The following is a 16,554-nucleotide window of genomic DNA, read 5'->3' as shown; positions in this document are numbered from 1 at the left end:
TGGCTCCCCCGAATTCGATTTGGCCTGCTCTGGGACAATAGCCCTGTGACCGCACCGCAACCCTTCATGGCCCGCATCGACCTGCGGGGCGCGCAACTGTCGGCGGCCCGGCTGCGGACCGTTCTGCCGCGCGGCGGCGTCGATGTCGATGCCGTGCTGCCCAAGGTCGCGCCCATCGTGGCCGACGTCGCCGAACGAGGCGCCGTCGCGGCCCTGGAGTACGGTGCCTCCTTCGACGGCGTGCGCCCCGAGACGGTGCGCGTACCTGTCGCCGCCCTTTCCGCGGCGCTGGCCGAACTACCGGTCGACGTCCGGGTGGCCCTCGAGGTGGCGATCGAGCGCACCCGCGCCGTGCACGCCGATCAGCGCCGCACCGACACCACCACCACCCTCGGGCCGGGTGCCACGGTCACCGAGCGCTGGCTGCCGGTGGAGCGGGTCGGCCTCTACGTACCGGGCGGCAACGCCGTCTATCCGTCCAGCGTGGTGATGAACGTGGTGCCGGCGCAGACCGCCGGCGTCGACTCCCTGGTGATCGCCAGCCCGCCCCAGGCCGCCAACCCACCCGCTTTCGCGGGCCTGCCGCACCCGACCATCCTGGCCGCCGCCGCGCTGCTCGGCGTCGACGAGGTGTGGGCCGTCGGCGGCGCGCAGGCCGTCGCGTTGCTGGCCTACGGCGGCACGGATACCGACGGCGCCGAGCTCGCCCCGGTGGACATGATCACCGGACCGGGCAACATCTATGTCACCGCCGCCAAGCGCATCTGCCGCTCCCAGGTGGGCATCGACGCCGAGGCCGGCCCCACCGAGATCGCCATCCTGGCCGACCACACCGCCGACCCGGTGCACATCGCCGCCGATCTGATCAGCCAGGCCGAACACGATGAGATGGCCGCCAGCGTGCTGGTCACCGACAGTGTGGCGCTGGCCGACGCATCCGATGCCGAGGTGCTCGACCAGCTTCGCACCACGGTGCACCGCGAACGGGTGACCGCCGCGCTCACCGGCAAGCAGTCGGCGATCGTGCTGGTCGACGACGTCGATGCCGGGGTGCGGGTGGTGAACGCCTATGCCGCCGAGCACCTGGAGATCCAGACCGTGGACGCGTCCGCGGTGGCCGGCCGGATCCGTTCGGCCGGAGCCATTTTCGTCGGCGCCTGGTCGCCGGTGAGCCTGGGTGACTACTGTGCGGGCTCCAACCACGTGCTGCCCACCGCGGGTTGCGCCCGGCATTCCAGCGGGCTGTCGGTGCAGACCTTCCTGCGCGGAATCCACGTCGTCGAGTACGACGAGGCGGCCCTCAAAGATGTGGCAGGCCATGTGATCACCCTGTCGCAGGCGGAGAATCTGCCCGCGCATGGCGAAGCGGTTCGGCGGAGGTTCGAGAAGTGACCAAGTCCGGTATATCCCTGAACGACCTGCCGCTGCGGGAGAACCTGCGCGGCAAGACGCCCTACGGCGCGCCGCAACTGCATGTGCCGGTGCGGCTCAACACCAACGAGAACCCGCATCCGCCGAGCCAGGCACTGGTCGACGATGTCGCGGCCTCGGTGCGCGACGCCGCCTCCGATCTGCACCGCTATCCCGACCGCGACGCCGTCGGCCTGCGCACCGAACTGGCCGCTTACCTGACCGGTCAGACCGGCGTTCAGGTGGACACCGAGAACGTCTGGGCGGCAAACGGTTCCAACGAGATCCTGCAGCAGTTGTTGCAGGCGTTCGGCGGGCCCGGCCGCACCGCCATCGGATTCGTCCCGTCCTATTCGATGCACCCGATCATCGCCGACGGCACCCAGACCGGGTGGCTGCAGGCGGCCCGCGCCGAGGACTTCGGGCTCGACACCGCCGTCGCGGTCGCCGCGGTCAAGGAACACCAGCCCGACGTGGTGTTCCTGGCCAGCCCGAACAACCCGTCGGGTCAGAGCATCACCATCGACGAACTGCGCCAGCTGCTCGAGGTGGCCCCCGGCGTGGTGATCGTCGACGAGGCATATGGCGAGTTCTCGTCGCAGCCCAGCGCCATCGGGCTGATCGAGGAGTACCCGGCCAAGCTGATCGTCACCCGGACCATGAGCAAGGCGTTCGCCTTCGCCGGCGGGAGGCTGGGCTATCTGGTCGCCGATCCCGCCGTCATCGACGCGCTGCTGCTGGTCCGGCTGCCGTATCACCTGTCCTCGCTGACCCAGGCCGCCGCCCGGGCCGCGCTGCGGCACGCCGAGGACACCCTCGGCAGCGTCGCGCTGCTCATCGCCGAGCGCAACCGGGTATCGAAAGCGCTGTCCGAGATGGGCTTCCGCGTGATCCCCAGCGACGCCAACTTCGTGCTCTACGGCGAGTTCGCCGACGCCGCCGCGGTGTGGCAGCGTTACCTGGACGCCGGGGTACTCATCCGCGATGTCGGGATTCCCGGCTATCTGCGTGCCACCGTCGGCCTGGCCGAGGAGAACGACGTGTTGCTCGATGTGAGCGCCGATATCGCCGAGTCCGCCTTCCCTGCACAAGGAGCCTCATGAGCCGCCGCGCCAAGGTCGAACGCAAGACCAAGGAGTCCGACATCGTCGTCGAGATCGACCTGGACGGCACCGGACAGGTCGACATCAGCACCGGCGTGCCGTTTTTCGACCACATGCTCACCGCGCTGGGCAGCCACGCCAGCTTCGACCTGACTGTGCACGCCAAGGGCGATGTCGAGATCGAGGGCCACCACACCGTCGAGGACACCGCCATCGTGCTGGGCCAGGCACTCGGCCAGGCGCTCGGCGACAAGAGAGGCATCCGCCGGTTCGGTGACGCCTTCATCCCGATGGACGAGACGCTGGCCCATGCCGCGGTCGACGTGTCGGGCCGGCCGTACTTCGTGCACACCGGCGAGCCGGATTACATGGTCGAATTCACCATTGCGGGCTCCAGCACGCCCTATCACACCGTGATCAACCGGCACGTGTTCGAATCCCTGGCGTTCAACGCCCGCATCGCGCTGCACGTGCGCACCATCTACGGCCGCGACCCGCATCACATCACCGAGGCCGAGTACAAGGCGGTGGCCCGGGCCCTGCGCCAGGCCGTCGAGTACGACCCGCGGGTCAGTGGGGTGCCGTCCACCAAGGGCACTCTGTGACGGCGATGGGCGAGCGGAGCGACGGGGAGTGAACAAGAAAAAAGTGGTGGTGCTGGACTACGGGTCCGGCAACCTGCGTTCGGCGCAGCGTGCCGTGCAGCGCACCGGTGCCGACGTCGAGGTGACCTCCGACGCGTCCGCGGCCTATGAGGCCGACGGTCTGCTTGTGCCAGGGGTCGGCGCGTACGAGGCCTGCATGGTCGGGCTGCGCGGTATCGGCGGCGAGCAGATCATCGAGAAGCGCCTCGCCGCGGGCCGTCCGGTGCTGGGAGTCTGTGTGGGCATGCAGATCCTGTTCGCCCGCGGCGTCGAGTTCGGCGTCGAATCCACCGGGTGCGGTCAGTGGCCGGGCGCGGTCACCCGCATCGATGCCCCGGTGGTGCCGCACATGGGCTGGAATGTGGTCCAGGCCCCCGCGGGCAGTACCTTGTTCCGGGGCCTGGACGCCGGTACCCGGTTCTACTTCGTGCACTCGTATGCCGCACAGGAGTGGCAGGGCCGGCCCGAGGCGCTGGTCACCTGGGCCACCCACCATGTGCCGTTCATTGCGGCCGTCGAAGACGGTCCCTTGTCGGCGACACAATTTCATCCGGAGAAAAGTGGTGACGCCGGTGCGGCGCTGCTAGCGAATTGGGTTGAGGGACTGTGAGTTTGATTCTTTTGCCGGCCGTTGACGTGGTCGAGGGCAAGGCCGTGCGACTGGTGCAGGGCAAGGCGGGCAGCGAGACCGATTACGGCTCGGCGCTGGAAGCGGCGCAGGCCTGGCAGCGCGACGGCGCCGAGTGGATCCACCTGGTGGATCTGGATGCCGCCTTCGGCCGCGGCTCCAACCGCGAACTGCTCGCCGAGGTGGTCGGCAAGCTCGATGTCGCCGTCGAACTGTCCGGTGGTATCCGTGACGACGAGTCGCTGAAGGCGGCGCTGGCCACCGGGTGCGCCCGGGTGAACATCGGCACCGCCGCGCTGGAAAACCCGGCCTGGTGCGCCGCCGCAATCGCCGAGTACGGCGACAAGGTGGCCGTCGGCCTGGACGTCCAGGCCGAGGCCGGCGACTATCGGCTGCGCGGGCGCGGCTGGGAGACCGACGGCGGCGACCTGTGGGAGGTGCTGGAAAGGCTTGAGCGCGAAGGCTGCTCGCGCTACGTCGTCACCGACGTCACCAAGGACGGCACCCTGACCGGTCCCAACCTGGAACTGCTGGCCGCGGTCGCCGAACGCAGCGGGGTGCCGGTGATCGCGTCGGGCGGGGTGTCCAGCGTCGCGGACCTGCAAGCCATCGCCACCCTGACCGACCGTGGCGTCGAGGGCGCCATCGTCGGAAAGGCGCTGTATGCCGGGCGGTTCACGCTGCCCGAGGCGCTGGCCGCGGTCAGCGGATAACGCGATGGATCAGACTCGGCTGGCCGCGCTGGTCGCCACCGCGACCGAGATCCTCGACGGCGCCTCCGATCAGTTCGTGGCCGGGCACCGTGCCGACTCGGCCGTCCGCAAACAGGGCAACGACTTCGCCACCGAGGTCGATCTCGCCATCGAACGCCAAGTGGTGGCGGCGCTGCTGGAGCAGACCGGTATCGGGGTACACGGCGAAGAGTTCGGCGGGGAGCCCATCGATTCCGAACTGGTGTGGGTGCTCGACCCGATCGACGGCACCTTCAATTACGCCGCGGGATCCCCGATGGCCGCGATCCTGCTGGGTCTGCTGCACCGCGGTGAGCCGGTCGCGGGGCTGACGTGGTTGCCGTTCATGGGTCAGCGCTACACGGCGGTGGCCGGCGGACCGTTGCGAGACGGCGAGACGGCGCTTCCCGCATTGGCGGCGCCCACGCTGGCCGACTCCATCGTCGGCATCCAGACCTTCAACATCGACTCGCGGGGACGCTTCCCCGGCCGGTACCGGGCCGCGGTGCTGGCCAACCTGAGCCGCGAATGCTCCCGGGTCCGGATGCACGGTGCCACCGGGGTGGACCTGGCCTATGTCGCCGCCGGGATCCTCGGAGCCGCCATCAGTTTCGGACACCACATCTGGGATCACGCGGCCGGGGTGGCGCTGGTGCGGGCCGCCGGCGGTGTGGTCACCGACCTGGCCGGCGACCCGTGGACCGCCGAGTCCAAGTCGGCCCTGGCCGGCGCGCCCGGCGCGCACGAACGCATGCTGGAGATCGTCGCCTCGGCGGGCAGCCCGCAGGACTACCTGTGACCAGCGACGTCGCCACCCGCGTCATACCCTGCCTGGACGTGGACGCCGGACGGGTGGTCAAGGGTGTCAACTTCGAGAACCTCAGGGATGCAGGCGATCCCGTCGAACTGGCAGCCGCGTACGACGCCGAGGGCGCCGACGAGTTGACCTTCCTGGATGTCACGGCGTCCTCATCGGGCCGGTCCACCATGCTGGAGGTGGTGCGCCGGACCGCCGAGCAGGTTTTCATCCCGCTCACCGTCGGCGGCGGGGTGCGCTCGGTCGAGGATGTGGACATCCTGCTGCGTGCCGGGGCGGACAAGGTGTCGGTGAACACCGCGGCGATCGCCCGGCCGGAACTGCTGGCCGAGTTGGCACGCCAGTTCGGTTCGCAGTGCATCGTGCTGAGTGTGGACGCCCGCACCGTCCCTACGGGTTCGCAGCCGACGCCCTCGGGCTGGGAGGTCACCACGCACGGCGGCCGTCGCGGCACCGGGATCGACGCCGTCGAATGGGCAAGGCGCGGAGCCGAACTCGGGGTGGGGGAGATCCTGCTGAACTCGATGGACGCCGACGGCACCAAGGCCGGTTTCGATCTGGCGATGCTGCGCGCGGTCCGTGCGGCGGTGACGGTGCCTGTCATCGCCAGCGGCGGGGCCGGTGCGGTCGGCCATTTCGCGCCCGCGGTCGCGGCAGGCGCCGACGCGGTGCTGGCCGCCAGCGTGTTCCATTTCCGGGAGCTGACCATCGGACAGGTGAAGGCGGCCATGGCGGCAGAAGGGATCACCATCAGATGAGTCTCGACCCGACCATCGCCGCCCGGCTCAAGCGCAACGCGGACGGACTGTTCGCGGCGGTCGTCCAGGAACACGGCACCGGCGATGTGCTGATGGTGGCGTGGATGGACGACGCGGCACTGGCCCGCACTCTGGAAACCCGTGAGGCGACCTACTTCTCCCGGTCCCGCGGCGAGCAATGGGTCAAGGGCGCCACCTCGGGGCACACCCAGCGGGTGCACTCGGTGCGGCTGGACTGCGACGGTGACACCGTGCTGCTGGAGGTCGACCAGGTCGGCGGCGCCTGCCACACCGGCGATCACAGCTGCTTCGACGCCGACCTGCTGCTGCCGCCGGACGCCTAGGTGTACTGACCTGAAAGGTTAGGTACGCGGGTGGCGGGTGGTTGGCCGCCGAGTGCGGTGTGGCCGCGGTGATGATTGTAGGTGTGTAACCAGCGCGGGTATTCGGCGCAGCGTTCAGCGTCGCCGGTGTAGAGCCGGGCGTAGGCCCATTCGTCGGCCAGGGTGCGGTGGAAGCGTTCGACCTTGCCGTTGGTTTGTGGTCGATACGGTCGGGTGCGGCGGTGTTCGATATCGCCGAGTGCATCCCGAAAGGCATGGGATCGGTAGCAGGAACCGTTGTCGGTCAGTACTTTCCGGACCGTAATCCCGCATTGGTTGAACCAGGTGTTAGCCCGGGTCCAGAACGCGGCGGCGGTCTCTTTGCGTTCGTCTGCCAACAGTTCGCTGTAGACCAGCCGCGAGTGCGCGTCGATGGCGGTGTGTAGGAAGTGATAGCCGCGAACCGGATGACCCGGCGAGCGGAACTGTCCTGAGCTCTTGTCGGCCTGGGAGTTGCGCCTGCCGCGGCTGCGCCCGAGTGCCCGCCAGCCCCCGCCCGCAGGGATCTTGCCGACCTTTTTGACATCCATGTGGACCAGTTCGCCTATCGCAGCCGTTTCGATGCGGCGCACGGTCCTGCCGGTCGGGCGGTCCAGCCAGCGCAGTCTGGCCACGCCATATCGGGTCAGCACTCGGTGCACGGTTGAGGGATGAATGCCGAGTAAGTAACCGATCCGGGCTGGTCCCCATCGGCGGATGACCCTGACTTTGATGATTCGGCGCTCGGTGCGGGTCGGCGTCTGGTGCGGGCTTCGGTGTGGTCGGGAACTGCGATCGGCCATGCCGGCCTGGCCCAGTTCGCGATAACGAGCAGCCCACCGTTGCGCGGTGGTGACCGCGACCTGGAACCGCTCAGCGGCACGGCGCAGCGACCACCCATCCTCAACAACACAACGAGCCAGGCGCAGACGACCGGTTTCAGACAAAGGGGCATTACGGTGGGACACGAAGACCTCCGAGTGTGGCTGGTGCGTTCCTAGACAGCTCGCACTTCACCCGGAGGTCTTCTTCATGTCACCACGCCACGCCGTCCCTAACGTCCGTGGTCAGTACACCTAGGGCAGGTTTCGAGTACCCGGGTGTGCTCCCGCGGTGCGGGCGACGATCAGGTGAAGGGCAGGAACTGCCCGTTGGTCCAGACGCCCCAGTGGCCGCCGGAGCCCCAGTCCCACCACACCATCGGGTGACCCTGCCAGAACTCGGCGGGCTTCTTCGGTGCGTTGGCCGGCGCTTCCAGTGTGGGCCCGCCCGCATCGACGGGCGGCTCGGCGTGTGCGATACCCACGCCGAGTCCGATGGACGACCCGATGATCGCCCCTGCGACCGCTGCTGCCGCCTTGGTCATTCTCATGCCTTGCCACCTCGGTATCCGTGAACAGATCAGATACCAAAAGCTTAGCCAATCGAATCGATTCGTGGGTGGCGGCCCCGGCGCGGCGGCGTGGGCTGCGCGGACTTGTCGGTGCGGTCGGACAGAATGACCAGCGTGATCGATTCCGCCGGGGCCCGCAAAGCGCGCGGTGCGTTCTTCACCCCACCGGAGATCACCCGTTATTTGGCCGAGTGGGCGGTACGCACCCCGGACGACCGCGTTTTCGAACCATCGGCAGGGGAAGCGGCATTCCTGGTCGCCGCGGCCCGGCGCCTCACCGATCTGGGGGCCCCAGCGCCGGCGCTCGACGGTGTGGAGATCCATCCGGCCAGCGCGCGGGCCGCCCGTAAGCGGGTGGCCGAGGCCGGGGGCAGCGCCCGGATACGCACCACGGACTTCTTCGCCGTCGACCCGCGGCCGTCCTACACCGCGGTGCTCGGTAACCCGCCCTATATCCGCTACCAGGATTTCCGTGGCCAGGCGCGGGCCCAGTCCCGGCGGGCGGCGCTGCAGGCCGGCGTGAGCCTGTCCGGCCTGGCGTCCAGCTGGGCGGCGTTCACCGTGCACGCGGCGCTCTTCCTGCGGCCCGGTGCGCGGATGGCGCTGGTGCTGCCCGCCGAACTGCTCAGCGTCAACTACGCGGCGCCGGTGCGTAAATTCCTGTTCGACCGCTTCGCCGCGGTCGAGCTGGTGATGTTCGACGAACAGGTCTTCCCAGAAGCCGAGGCTGATGTCGTACTGCTGCTGGCCGACGGTTTCGGCGGCGGTCCGTCGGGGCACGCCGTCATCCACCGGGCCCGAAACGCGGCGGCCCTGACATCCGAACTGGCGCAGCGTCATTGGTCGCCACGGGACCCCGCCGACAAATGGGTCAGCGGACTGGTGGGCGCCGCGCCGGTGGAGCAGCTGCACCTGCTGCACGACACCGGCCGGTTCGTCACCCTGGACCAGTGGGGTGACACCACCCTGGGCATGGTGACCGGAAACAACGGTTTCTTCGCACTGTCGCCGGAGCGAGTGCGCGAGTTGGGGCTGCGACCCGCCGATCTGTTGCCGCTGTCCCCGCCGGGTAGTGCGCACCTGCGCGGTCTCACCCTGACCGACGCACAGCTGCGGCGGCTGGGCCAGGACGGCAAGTCGATCCACCTGTTCCGGCCGGGCAGCACGGCTTCCGTTGCTGCGCAACGGTATATCGACGCCGGTTATGCCGCCGGAGTGCACCTGGCCTACAAATGCCGGGTCCGCAACCCATGGTTCACCGTCCCGCTGGTGCCACCCGCGCATCTGCTGCTCACCTGCATGAACGCCGACACGCCGCGGCTGGTCACCAACCGCGCCGCGGCGCACCACCTGAACTCGGTGCACGGCGTGTATCTGCGCGACGAGGTGTGCGCGCTCGGGCAGGACCTGCTGCCGCTGGCCGCGCTGAACTCGGCGACGGTGCTGCATGCCGAGATCGTCGGCCGCTCCTACGGCGGCGGGATCCTCAAAGTCGAGCCGCGGGAGGCGGACCGGTGGCTGGTGCCGTCCGCGGAATTGATCGCCGCGCGAGCCGGCGAGCTGCGGGCCGCCCGGCGTACGGTGGCGGGCCTGCTGGGCCGCGGCAGGTTGCTCGACGCCGTACAGGCGGTGGATGCCGCACTCGGCCTCGGTGAGATGGATTCGATTCGGGCAGCGCGTGATTCGCTGGCCACCCGGCGCGCGGTAAGGTCGCGGCGTGCCCGCTGAACCGTCCACGAAGGCCACCGCGTGGGCCATCTTCGACCGCATCGTGGCCGATGCCGCACCCCACGGACAGCACACCAATCCGTGGCGGCGCGCCGAGGACGCGCTGGTCTATCAACCCGACTTCCGGGTGCTGCGGCGTCTGCTCGGCGTGCCGCTGTATCTGGACGCGCCGTCGACCACCGGGGTGCCCGCCCTGGCGCTGGACGTCTGGATGGCCTACGAATTGCGCCGGGCCGGCTTCGATTCCAACGCGGTGTGGCCACGGGCCACCGAACCGCGCATCATGCCCAGCGCCATCGCCAATCTGCTCGAGGCGCTGCCCATCAAGGAACGTCAACTCATCGAGCACCGGCTGCAGCGCTCGATGAAGGGGGTGGCCGGGTCGAGCGCCAGCGTGCTCGGCAAGCACTACATGAAGCAGGTCGACATCGTGATGTCGGACTGGGACACCGGGCCCGAACTGTTGATCAGCACCAAGCGGATGGACTCCAGTTTCGGCAAGAACGCCGCCAACCGGGTCGAGGAGAGTTACGGCGACGCCAAGAATCTGCGGCTGCGCCATCCGCTGGCCGCGCTCGGATTCCTCTATGGTCTGCGCTCGACCATCCTGACCTCCGAACCGGACAAAGCCGAATGGCTGATCGATCTGCTGGCCAAACTCGGTACCGAGGATGACGCCTACCACGCGGTGGCGCTGGTGATGATCGATTACGACGCCGATATGGCCGACACCGTCGAGGACGAGGTGGACAGCCTGGAAAAGGCCGAGCCCGACGCACTCTTCACCATCGTCGACGTGGAGACGTCGGCGGTCGACGAGGCGCTGGCGGCCCTGCCGGATATCGCCATCCGCCACGACACCGTGCCGCCGCAGCTGCAGCCGGCCCGGTTCCTGGCCACCATGGTGAACCGGGTACTGGACACCACGCCGGTCACCCGGCATCGCGAAGCCCGGCGGCGCCGGCGCGAGGTTTAGCGCACCCGGCTGCTGGCCTTGGCTCGTGCCGTCCAGCGACCGTCGGAGAAGCCGACCGAAACGGGGTGGTCGAACGCCGTCGTCACATGGTCGGTCGTGACGGTCTCGCGCGCGCTGCCGCTGGCCACCGTGCGTCCGTGCGCGATCAGGAGGGCGTGCGTGGTGGACGTCGGCAGTTCCTCCAGGTGATGGGTCACCAGGATCGATGCCATCTCGGGATGCGAGTCGTCCAGGGTGTCAAGGGTTTCCAGCAGCTGTTCGCGCGCGGCGACATCGAGGCCGGTGGTGGGTTCGTCCAGGAGCAGCAGCCGGGGCTCGGCGATCAGGGCGCGCGCGATCAGGGTGCGTCCCCGTTCACCCTGGGACAGGGTGGGCCACACCGAGCCGGCGCGGGCCGACAATCCGACGGTGTCGATCAACTCGTCGGCGCGGGCCACCTGCTCAGCGGTCGGGGTCCAGCGTGCCGCGGTGTCGATGGTGGCGGTGATCCCGGTCAGCACCACCTCGCGCACGGTGAGCGGGTACTGCAGCCGGTGCCGCGGATTCACGTGCCCGATCCCGCGGCGCAGCACCGCCAGGTCGGTCTTGCCCATCTGGTTACCGAGCACCCGCACCGTTCCGCTGGTCGGAAAGGTCACGGCCGCACAGAAACCCAGTAACGTGCTCTTTCCTGCGCCGTTGGGACCCAGCAGAGCCCAGTGTTCGCCGGACTGCACGGTCAGCGACATGCCGTCGATGATCTGCTTGTTGTCGCGACGGAACGTGACGTCGGTGATCTCCAGGACGGGGGTCATGTAAAGGACTCCATCAGTGCGGTCAAATGGGTGCGGCTGGCTGCGGCGGCGGCTGCGGGGGAGCGGGCGGCGATGGCCTCGGTCAGGTCCTGGTGGCAGGCGTGATCGCCGGCCTCGCTGGCCACCGGCGTGATCTTGAGCATGTCGATCATGGCGGTGCGGAGCCGGGGCAGGAATGCGTCGAACAGTCCGGTGAGCACCTCGTTGTGTGCGGCGGCGATCACCGCCCGGTGAAACGCCATATCGGCGTCGACGTGCTCGGGCACCGATTGGTTCTGGATTCCGCGCGCGGCCAGGGTGCGCCGGATGACGCGCAGGTCGGCCGGTGTGCGCCGGGTGGCGGCCAGAGCCGCGGCCTCGGCCTCGATGGCAATGCGGGCCTCGATGACCGCAGCGATCGTGGTACGCCGCAGCACGGTGTCCCAGTCCTCGGTGACATCCACCGCGGTGACGAAAACGCCTGCGCCCTGGCGACTTTCCAGCACACCTTTGCCTGCCAGTTCGCGGATGGCCTCGCGCAGCGTGGAGCGGCCGACGCCGAGCTGGGCGGCCAGCGTGGTTTCGCCGGGCAGCCGGTGACCCAGCGGCCACTCGCCGGCGTGGATGCGGGTCAGTAGCAGCTCTGCGACCTGGGTGGCCAACGGGTGGCGCTGAACCTGGGCGACCATCTCGACCTCTCTACTTGTCTGAGGAGTTGTGTATAGTCTAACCATCATGACGCGCCAGCTCCTCCTTAGCCGCCTCGGCAGGGCCGCAACGACCGGCCCCCTGTCGTAGGGCTTCGTCGCGCCGGTCGGACTCTTCGTCGACCGAACAGGAAATCCGCATGGACTGGAACCGCCAACAACCCGCGCCGATGCCGTGGCACAGATACTCCGACGTTTACCGCCGCGTGGAAGTGCCTCTGCAGCAAAGACATTGGCCTGACGCCCGGCTCGCCGAGGCCCCGCTGTGGGTGCCGGTGGACCTTCGCGACGGCAACCAGGCCCTGGCCGAACCGATGGACCCGGCCCGCAAGAAACGGTTCTTCGAACTGTTGGTGACCATGGGTTACAAGGAGATCGAGGTGGGCTACCCGTCCGCGTCGCAGACCGACTACGACTTCGTCCGCCTGATCGCCGAATCCGATATCGCACCGCCCGATGTCACCATCGTGGTGTTCACCCCGGCTCGGCGTGACCTGATCGAGCGCACCGTGGAATCCGTGCGCGGCATCGGCAACGACGTGGTGATCCACCTGTACACCGCAACCGCGCCGGTGTGGCGCGAGACCGTGCTGGGCAAGGCCCGCGACGAGTTGCGTGAGCTGATCCTGGCCGGCGGCCGCGATGTGCTGGAGCTGGCCGGAGACCGGCCCGATACCCGGTTCGAGTTCTCTCCGGAGGTGTTCAACCTCACCGAACCCGACTATGTGCTGGAGATCTGCGATGCCATGACCGGCCTGTGGGACGCCAGCCCGCAGCGGCCGGTCATCCTGAACCTGCCTGCCACCGTGGAGGTCGCCACCCCGAACGTGTACGCCGACCAGATCGAGTACATGCACCGCAATATCGCCCGCCGGGACAGCGTCATCCTGTCTGTGCACCCGCACAACGACCGCGGCACCGGGATCGCCTGCGCCGAGCTCGCGGTGCTGGCCGGCGCACAACGGGTGGAGGGCTGCGTGTTCGGCAACGGTGAACGCACCGGCAACGTCGACATCGCCACGCTGGCGCTCAACCTGTACGCCCAGGGCGTCGATCCGAAGATCGACTTCTCCGATATCGACGAGATCGCCCGCACCGTCGCGCACTGCACCCGGATGCCGATCCACGAACGCCATCCCTACGTAGGCGATCTGGTGCACACCGCGTTCTCCGGGACTCACCAGGACGCCATCAAGAAGGGGCTGGCCGAACACCGCGCAAGGGCCGTCGCGACCGGACGCGCGGAGAACGACATCGATTGGCGGGTGCCGTATCTGCCCATCGACCCGGCCGATGTCGGCCGCAGCTACGACGCGGTGATCCGGGTCAACTCGCAGTCCGGCAAGGGCGGGATCGCCTACCTGCTGCACACCGACTACGGGTTGGACCTGCCGCGGCGGCTGCAGATCGATTTCGCCCGGCACGTCCAGGCGCACACCGACGAAACCGGCGCCGAGATCGGCGCGACGCAACTGTACGAGCTGTTCGAGGCGGCCTATGTCGATGCCGACGGCCCCGTGGAACTGAAGGACTGGCGTACCGGCAGCGACGGGACGACGGTGATCACCCTGGTCGCCGATGGCCGCACCCATACCAGCACGCACCGTGGGGTGGGACCCGTCGAAGCCCTGACCGCGGCGCTGGCCGAGGCCGGTCACCCGGTGCAGATCCTCAGCCTGACCCAGCAGTCGATCGGCGCGACCGCCGTGACCTATCTGGAGTACCGCGGCGGCTGGGCCTGCGGGCGCAGCGATTCGGTGCTCGGGGCATCCATGGCTGCGGTGCTGCGGGCGGTCAACGCGCCTTGAGGGTCTCCAAGGCCTTGTCCGCGTGGGTGTCCATGCTGACCTCGCTGGCGATCACCTGGAGCACCGTGCGATCGGTGTCGATGACGAATGTGGTGCGCTTGACCGGCATCAGTTTGCCCAGCAGACCACGCTTCACCCCGAACTGGGTGGCCACCGCACCGTCGGCGTCCGACAGCAGCGGATAGTCGAAGTTCTGCTTTTCGGCGAAGCGGGCCTGCTTGTCCACCGCGTCGGTGCTGATCCCCACCCGGGACGCGCCGACCGCGGCGAACTCGCCGGCCAGATCGCGGAAGTGACAGGCCTCCTTGGTGCAACCCGGCGTCATGGCCGCCGGATAGAAGAACAGCACCACGGGACCGTCGGCCAGCAACCCCGAAAGGGTGCGCGGCGTGCCGGTCTGGTCGGGCAGTTCGAAGTCGGCCACGGTATCGCCAGGTTTCATGGCTGCAACGCTACTGGGCGGGCGAAGCGACGGGGGGACATGCGCGCCGAACCCCGGTTGGCCGTCTGGGAGGATTGGGCCGTGGAGACGCTCGCATCAACGACCTCGCGTGAGGACTTCCGGGCGCTGGCGGCCGAGCACCGGGTGGTCCCGGTGACCCGTAAGGTGCTCGCCGACAGTGAGACCCCGCTGTCGGCGTACCGGAAGCTGGCCGCCAACCGTCCCGGGACGTTCCTGCTGGAATCGGCCGAGAACGGCCGGTCCTGGTCGCGATGGTCGTTCATCGGCGCCGGCGCACCGTCAGCGCTGACGGTGCGCGACGGTGAGGCGGTGTGGCTGGGCACCACCCCGCAGGGCGCCCCGTCCGGGGGTGACCCGCTGCAGACGCTGCGCACCACGCTGGACGTGCTGGCCACCGCGACGGTGCCGGGTCTGCCCCCGCTGTCCTCGGGTCTGGTCGGGTTCTTCGCCTACGACCTGGTCCGCCGGCTGGAACGGCTACCCGAACTCACCGTCGATGACCTGCACCTGCCGGACATGCTGCTGCTGCTGGCCACCGATATCGCCGCGGTGGACCACCACGAGGGCACGATCACGCTGATCGCCAACGCGGTGAACTGGAACGGCACCGATGAACGCGTGGACTGGGCCTACGACGACGCAGTGGCCCGGCTGGACGTGATGACGGCCGCGCTGGGGGAGCCTCTGCCCTCGTCGGTGGCCACCTTCGCCCGGCCCGCGCCCCAGCACCGGTCGCAGCGCACCGTCGCCGAGTACACCGCCATCGTCGACGGCCTGGTCGAGGAGATCAAGGCCGGCGAGGCGTTCCAGGTGGTGCCCTCGCAGCGCTTCGAGATGACCACCACCGCCGACCCCATCGATGTCTACCGGATGCTGCGGGTCACCAACCCGAGCCCGTACATGTATCTGTTCAACGCCCCCAATGCCGAAGGGGGCCTGGACTTCTCGATCGTCGGGTCCAGTCCCGAAGCCCTGGTGACGGTGCACGACGGCAAGGCCACCACCCATCCCATCGCCGGGACCCGGTGGCGCGGTGACACCGAAGAGGAAGACGTCCTGCTGGAGAAGGAGCTGCTCTCCGACGACAAGGAACGCGCCGAACATCTGATGCTGGTCGACCTCGGCCGCAACGATCTGGGCCGGGTGTGCGAACCCGGCACGGTGCGGGTCGAGGACTACAGCCACATCGAGCGTTACAGCCACGTCATGCACCTGGTGTCGACGGTCACCGGGCAGCTCGCCGACGGCGCTACCGCGCTGGACGCGGTGACCGCATGTTTCCCGGCCGGGACGCTGTCCGGCGCGCCGAAGGTGCGGGCCATGGAGCTCATCGAGGAGGTCGAACTGACCCGGCGCGGCCTGTACGGCGGCGTGCTGGGCTATCTGGACTTCGCCGGGAACGCCGACTTCGCCATCGCCATCCGCACCGCACTGATGCGCGACGGCACCGCGTATGTGCAGGCCGGCGGCGGCGTGGTGGCCGACTCCAACGGACCGTACGAGTACAACGAGTCGGCCAACAAGGCCAAAGCGGTCCTCGCCGCGGTGGCGGCAGCCGAGACGCTGGCTGTGCCCAATCCCGGGTCGCTTCGCTCTTGCCCGCCGGTCCGATGATCCGGATCGCGCAGGCGCTGCTGGCGCTGGCCGCGTTGGCGCTGTGGGGGGCGTCGAAGCTGGCGTGGGTCCAGGTGCAGTCCTTCGACGGCCTGGGCCAGCCGAAGTCCTCGACGCTGTCCGGCGGCCAGTGGTCGACGGCGCTGGTGCCGCTGGCGCTGCTGGTGCTGGCGGCCGGGGTCGCCGCGCTGGCCGTACGGGGTTGGGCGCTGCGGTTGTTGGCGCTGTTGGTGGCCGTGTCGAGTGCCGCGATGGCCTACCTGGGGATCAGTCTGTGGGTGGTCCGCGATATCGCCGTGCGAGCCGCGGATCTGGTGCAGGTGCCGGTTGCGGCGCTGGTCGGGTCGTCGCGACACTATGTCGGTGCCGGGATCACGGTGGCTGCGGCGGTGCTCACCCTGGCTGCGGCCGTGCTGCTCATCCGGGCCGCCGCGACCGCGCGTCATACCGCCGCCAAGTACGTCGCTCCGGCCGCTCGGCGGGAAGCGGTGACCGGTGACGGTGCCGCCGACGGGATGTCCGAGCGGATGATCTGGGACGCGCTCGACGAGGGAACCGATCCGACCGATCCGGACAGCAAGGGTCGGTGACGGGGGGTACACCCCCGGCGACTAACCTCTATTCAGACCAGTCCGGGTT

18 protein-coding genes are annotated in these 16,554 nt (G+C 68.9%); 13 read left to right on the top strand and 5 right to left on the bottom strand.

Translation table 11 applies throughout. The annotated features are described in order from the left end of the window. The first annotated feature begins 66 nt into the window (after positions 1-66). From hisD to hisI, 8 genes are read left to right on the top strand one after another with little or no spacing between them, the layout of a single operon-like run. Positions 67-1,392 (top strand): histidinol dehydrogenase, encoded by a 1,326-nt coding sequence (hisD, locus tag ACXPWS_RS17560; protein ID WP_458713577.1) that lies wholly within the window; start codon positions 67-69, stop codon positions 1,390-1,392. Then, complete coding sequence (locus tag ACXPWS_RS17555) at positions 1,389-2,513, top strand: histidinol-phosphate transaminase (RefSeq protein WP_458707886.1); 1,125 nt, start codon at positions 1,389-1,391, stop codon at positions 2,511-2,513. The genes hisD and ACXPWS_RS17555 overlap by 4 nt, the downstream gene beginning before the upstream one ends. Continuing rightward, a complete protein-coding gene (hisB, locus tag ACXPWS_RS17550) occupies positions 2,510-3,118 on the top strand; it encodes an imidazoleglycerol-phosphate dehydratase HisB (RefSeq protein WP_458707885.1) in 609 nt (202 codons plus the stop codon). Before ACXPWS_RS17555 ends, hisB begins: the two co-directional genes overlap by 4 nt. Positions 3,119-3,146: 28 nt before the next feature. After that, positions 3,147-3,767, top strand: a complete 621-nt coding sequence (hisH, locus tag ACXPWS_RS17545) for an imidazole glycerol phosphate synthase subunit HisH (RefSeq protein ID WP_458707884.1) — start codon at positions 3,147-3,149, stop codon at positions 3,765-3,767. After that, on the top strand, positions 3,764-4,498 hold the full coding sequence (priA, locus tag ACXPWS_RS17540; protein ID WP_458707883.1) for a bifunctional 1-(5-phosphoribosyl)-5-((5-phosphoribosylamino)methylideneamino)imidazole-4-carboxamide isomerase/phosphoribosylanthranilate isomerase PriA: 735 nt from the start codon (positions 3,764-3,766) through the stop codon (positions 4,496-4,498). The genes hisH and priA overlap by 4 nt, the downstream gene beginning before the upstream one ends. 4 nt (positions 4,499-4,502) lie before the next feature. Continuing rightward, positions 4,503-5,315: an inositol monophosphatase family protein gene (locus tag ACXPWS_RS17535; protein ID WP_458707882.1), complete on the top strand. Its 813-nt coding sequence runs from the start codon at positions 4,503-4,505 to the stop codon at positions 5,313-5,315. After that, positions 5,312-6,091, top strand: coding sequence for an imidazole glycerol phosphate synthase subunit HisF (hisF, locus tag ACXPWS_RS17530; RefSeq protein ID WP_458707881.1), 780 nt, complete (start codon positions 5,312-5,314; stop codon positions 6,089-6,091). Before ACXPWS_RS17535 ends, hisF begins: the two co-directional genes overlap by 4 nt. Beyond that, complete coding sequence (hisI, locus tag ACXPWS_RS17525) at positions 6,088-6,435, top strand: phosphoribosyl-AMP cyclohydrolase (RefSeq protein WP_458707880.1); 348 nt, start codon at positions 6,088-6,090, stop codon at positions 6,433-6,435. The genes hisF and hisI overlap by 4 nt, the downstream gene beginning before the upstream one ends. Here the strand turns inward: hisI and ACXPWS_RS17520 are convergent. Both ACXPWS_RS17520 and ACXPWS_RS17515 read right to left on the bottom strand, forming a co-directional pair. Continuing rightward, the gene (locus ACXPWS_RS17520) at positions 6,432-7,421 is read right to left on the bottom strand and encodes an IS481 family transposase (protein ID WP_458707879.1); all 990 of its coding nucleotides are present in this window, start codon (positions 7,419-7,421) and stop codon (positions 6,432-6,434) included. The genes hisI and ACXPWS_RS17520 overlap by 4 nt on opposite strands. Positions 7,422-7,579: 158 nt before the next feature. Continuing rightward, on the bottom strand, positions 7,580-7,825 hold the full coding sequence (locus ACXPWS_RS17515) for a hypothetical protein (protein ID WP_458707878.1): 246 nt from the start codon (positions 7,823-7,825) through the stop codon (positions 7,580-7,582). Between the two features lie 135 nt (positions 7,826-7,960). On the opposite strand from ACXPWS_RS17515, the gene ACXPWS_RS17510 reads away from it, so the two are divergent. Together ACXPWS_RS17510 and ACXPWS_RS17505 are read left to right on the top strand one after the other, a co-directional pair. Continuing rightward, entirely contained in the window at positions 7,961-9,574 is a 1,614-nt protein-coding gene (locus tag ACXPWS_RS17510; RefSeq protein WP_458707877.1) for an HsdM family class I SAM-dependent methyltransferase, read from the top strand. Beyond that, positions 9,564-10,550: a hypothetical protein gene (locus tag ACXPWS_RS17505; protein WP_458707876.1), complete on the top strand. Its 987-nt coding sequence runs from the start codon at positions 9,564-9,566 to the stop codon at positions 10,548-10,550. The genes ACXPWS_RS17510 and ACXPWS_RS17505 overlap by 11 nt, the downstream gene beginning before the upstream one ends. On the opposite strand, the gene ACXPWS_RS17500 is transcribed toward ACXPWS_RS17505, so the two are convergent. Next, a complete protein-coding gene (locus tag ACXPWS_RS17500; protein WP_458707875.1) occupies positions 10,547-11,344 on the bottom strand; it encodes an ABC transporter ATP-binding protein in 798 nt (265 codons plus the stop codon). The two genes, ACXPWS_RS17505 and ACXPWS_RS17500, sit on opposite strands and share 4 nt — an antisense overlap. Beyond that, the gene (locus tag ACXPWS_RS17495; RefSeq protein WP_458707874.1) at positions 11,341-12,012 is read right to left on the bottom strand and encodes a FadR/GntR family transcriptional regulator; all 672 of its coding nucleotides are present in this window, start codon (positions 12,010-12,012) and stop codon (positions 11,341-11,343) included. The genes ACXPWS_RS17500 and ACXPWS_RS17495 overlap by 4 nt, the downstream gene beginning before the upstream one ends. A gap of 188 nt (positions 12,013-12,200) precedes the next feature. On the opposite strand from ACXPWS_RS17495, the gene ACXPWS_RS17490 reads away from it, so the two are divergent. Then, positions 12,201-13,838, top strand: a complete 1,638-nt coding sequence (locus ACXPWS_RS17490) for a 2-isopropylmalate synthase (protein WP_458713576.1) — start codon at positions 12,201-12,203, stop codon at positions 13,836-13,838. On the opposite strand, the gene ACXPWS_RS17485 is transcribed toward ACXPWS_RS17490, so the two are convergent. After that, a complete protein-coding gene (locus tag ACXPWS_RS17485; protein WP_458707873.1) occupies positions 13,825-14,280 on the bottom strand; it encodes a peroxiredoxin in 456 nt (151 codons plus the stop codon). The genes ACXPWS_RS17490 and ACXPWS_RS17485 overlap by 14 nt on opposite strands. A 39-nt stretch (positions 14,281-14,319) precedes the next feature. Between ACXPWS_RS17485 and ACXPWS_RS17480 the strand changes: the two genes are divergently transcribed. Together ACXPWS_RS17480 and ACXPWS_RS17475 are read left to right on the top strand one after the other, a co-directional pair. Next, complete coding sequence (locus ACXPWS_RS17480) at positions 14,320-15,915, top strand: anthranilate synthase component I (RefSeq protein ID WP_458707872.1); 1,596 nt, start codon at positions 14,320-14,322, stop codon at positions 15,913-15,915. Beyond that, on the top strand, positions 15,912-16,505 hold the full coding sequence (locus tag ACXPWS_RS17475) for a TIGR02234 family membrane protein (protein WP_458713575.1): 594 nt from the start codon (positions 15,912-15,914) through the stop codon (positions 16,503-16,505). Before ACXPWS_RS17480 ends, ACXPWS_RS17475 begins: the two co-directional genes overlap by 4 nt. Positions 16,506-16,554: the final 49 nt, after the last annotated feature.

It is taken from the genome of Mycobacterium sp. BMJ-28, from assembly GCF_054404835.1.
Note: the sequence above shows the minus strand (reverse complement) of the source record. Positions and strands in the feature narration are given on the sequence as shown.

Excerpts from the sequence above, each read along its gene's own strand:
- hisD (WP_458713577.1), top strand. The coding sequence starts at position 67 with ATGGCCCGCATCGACCTGCGGGGCGCGCAACTGTCGGCGGCCCGGCTG.
- hisB (WP_458707885.1), top strand. The coding sequence starts at position 2,510 with ATGAGCCGCCGCGCCAAGGTCGAACGCAAGACCAAGGAGTCCGACATC.
- ACXPWS_RS17535 (WP_458707882.1), top strand. The coding sequence starts at position 4,503 with ATGGATCAGACTCGGCTGGCCGCGCTGGTCGCCACCGCGACCGAGATC.
- hisI (WP_458707880.1), top strand. The coding sequence starts at position 6,088 with ATGAGTCTCGACCCGACCATCGCCGCCCGGCTCAAGCGCAACGCGGAC.
- ACXPWS_RS17515 (WP_458707878.1), bottom strand. The coding sequence starts at position 7,825 with ATGAGAATGACCAAGGCGGCAGCAGCGGTCGCAGGGGCGATCATCGGG.
- ACXPWS_RS17500 (WP_458707875.1), bottom strand. The coding sequence starts at position 11,344 with ATGACCCCCGTCCTGGAGATCACCGACGTCACGTTCCGTCGCGACAAC.
- ACXPWS_RS17495 (WP_458707874.1), bottom strand. The coding sequence starts at position 12,012 with ATGGTCGCCCAGGTTCAGCGCCACCCGTTGGCCACCCAGGTCGCAGAG.
- ACXPWS_RS17490 (WP_458713576.1), top strand. The coding sequence starts at position 12,201 with ATGCCGTGGCACAGATACTCCGACGTTTACCGCCGCGTGGAAGTGCCT.
- ACXPWS_RS17485 (WP_458707873.1), bottom strand. The coding sequence starts at position 14,280 with ATGAAACCTGGCGATACCGTGGCCGACTTCGAACTGCCCGACCAGACC.
- ACXPWS_RS17480 (WP_458707872.1), top strand. The coding sequence starts at position 14,320 with ATGCGCGCCGAACCCCGGTTGGCCGTCTGGGAGGATTGGGCCGTGGAG.
- ACXPWS_RS17475 (WP_458713575.1), top strand. The coding sequence starts at position 15,912 with ATGATCCGGATCGCGCAGGCGCTGCTGGCGCTGGCCGCGTTGGCGCTG.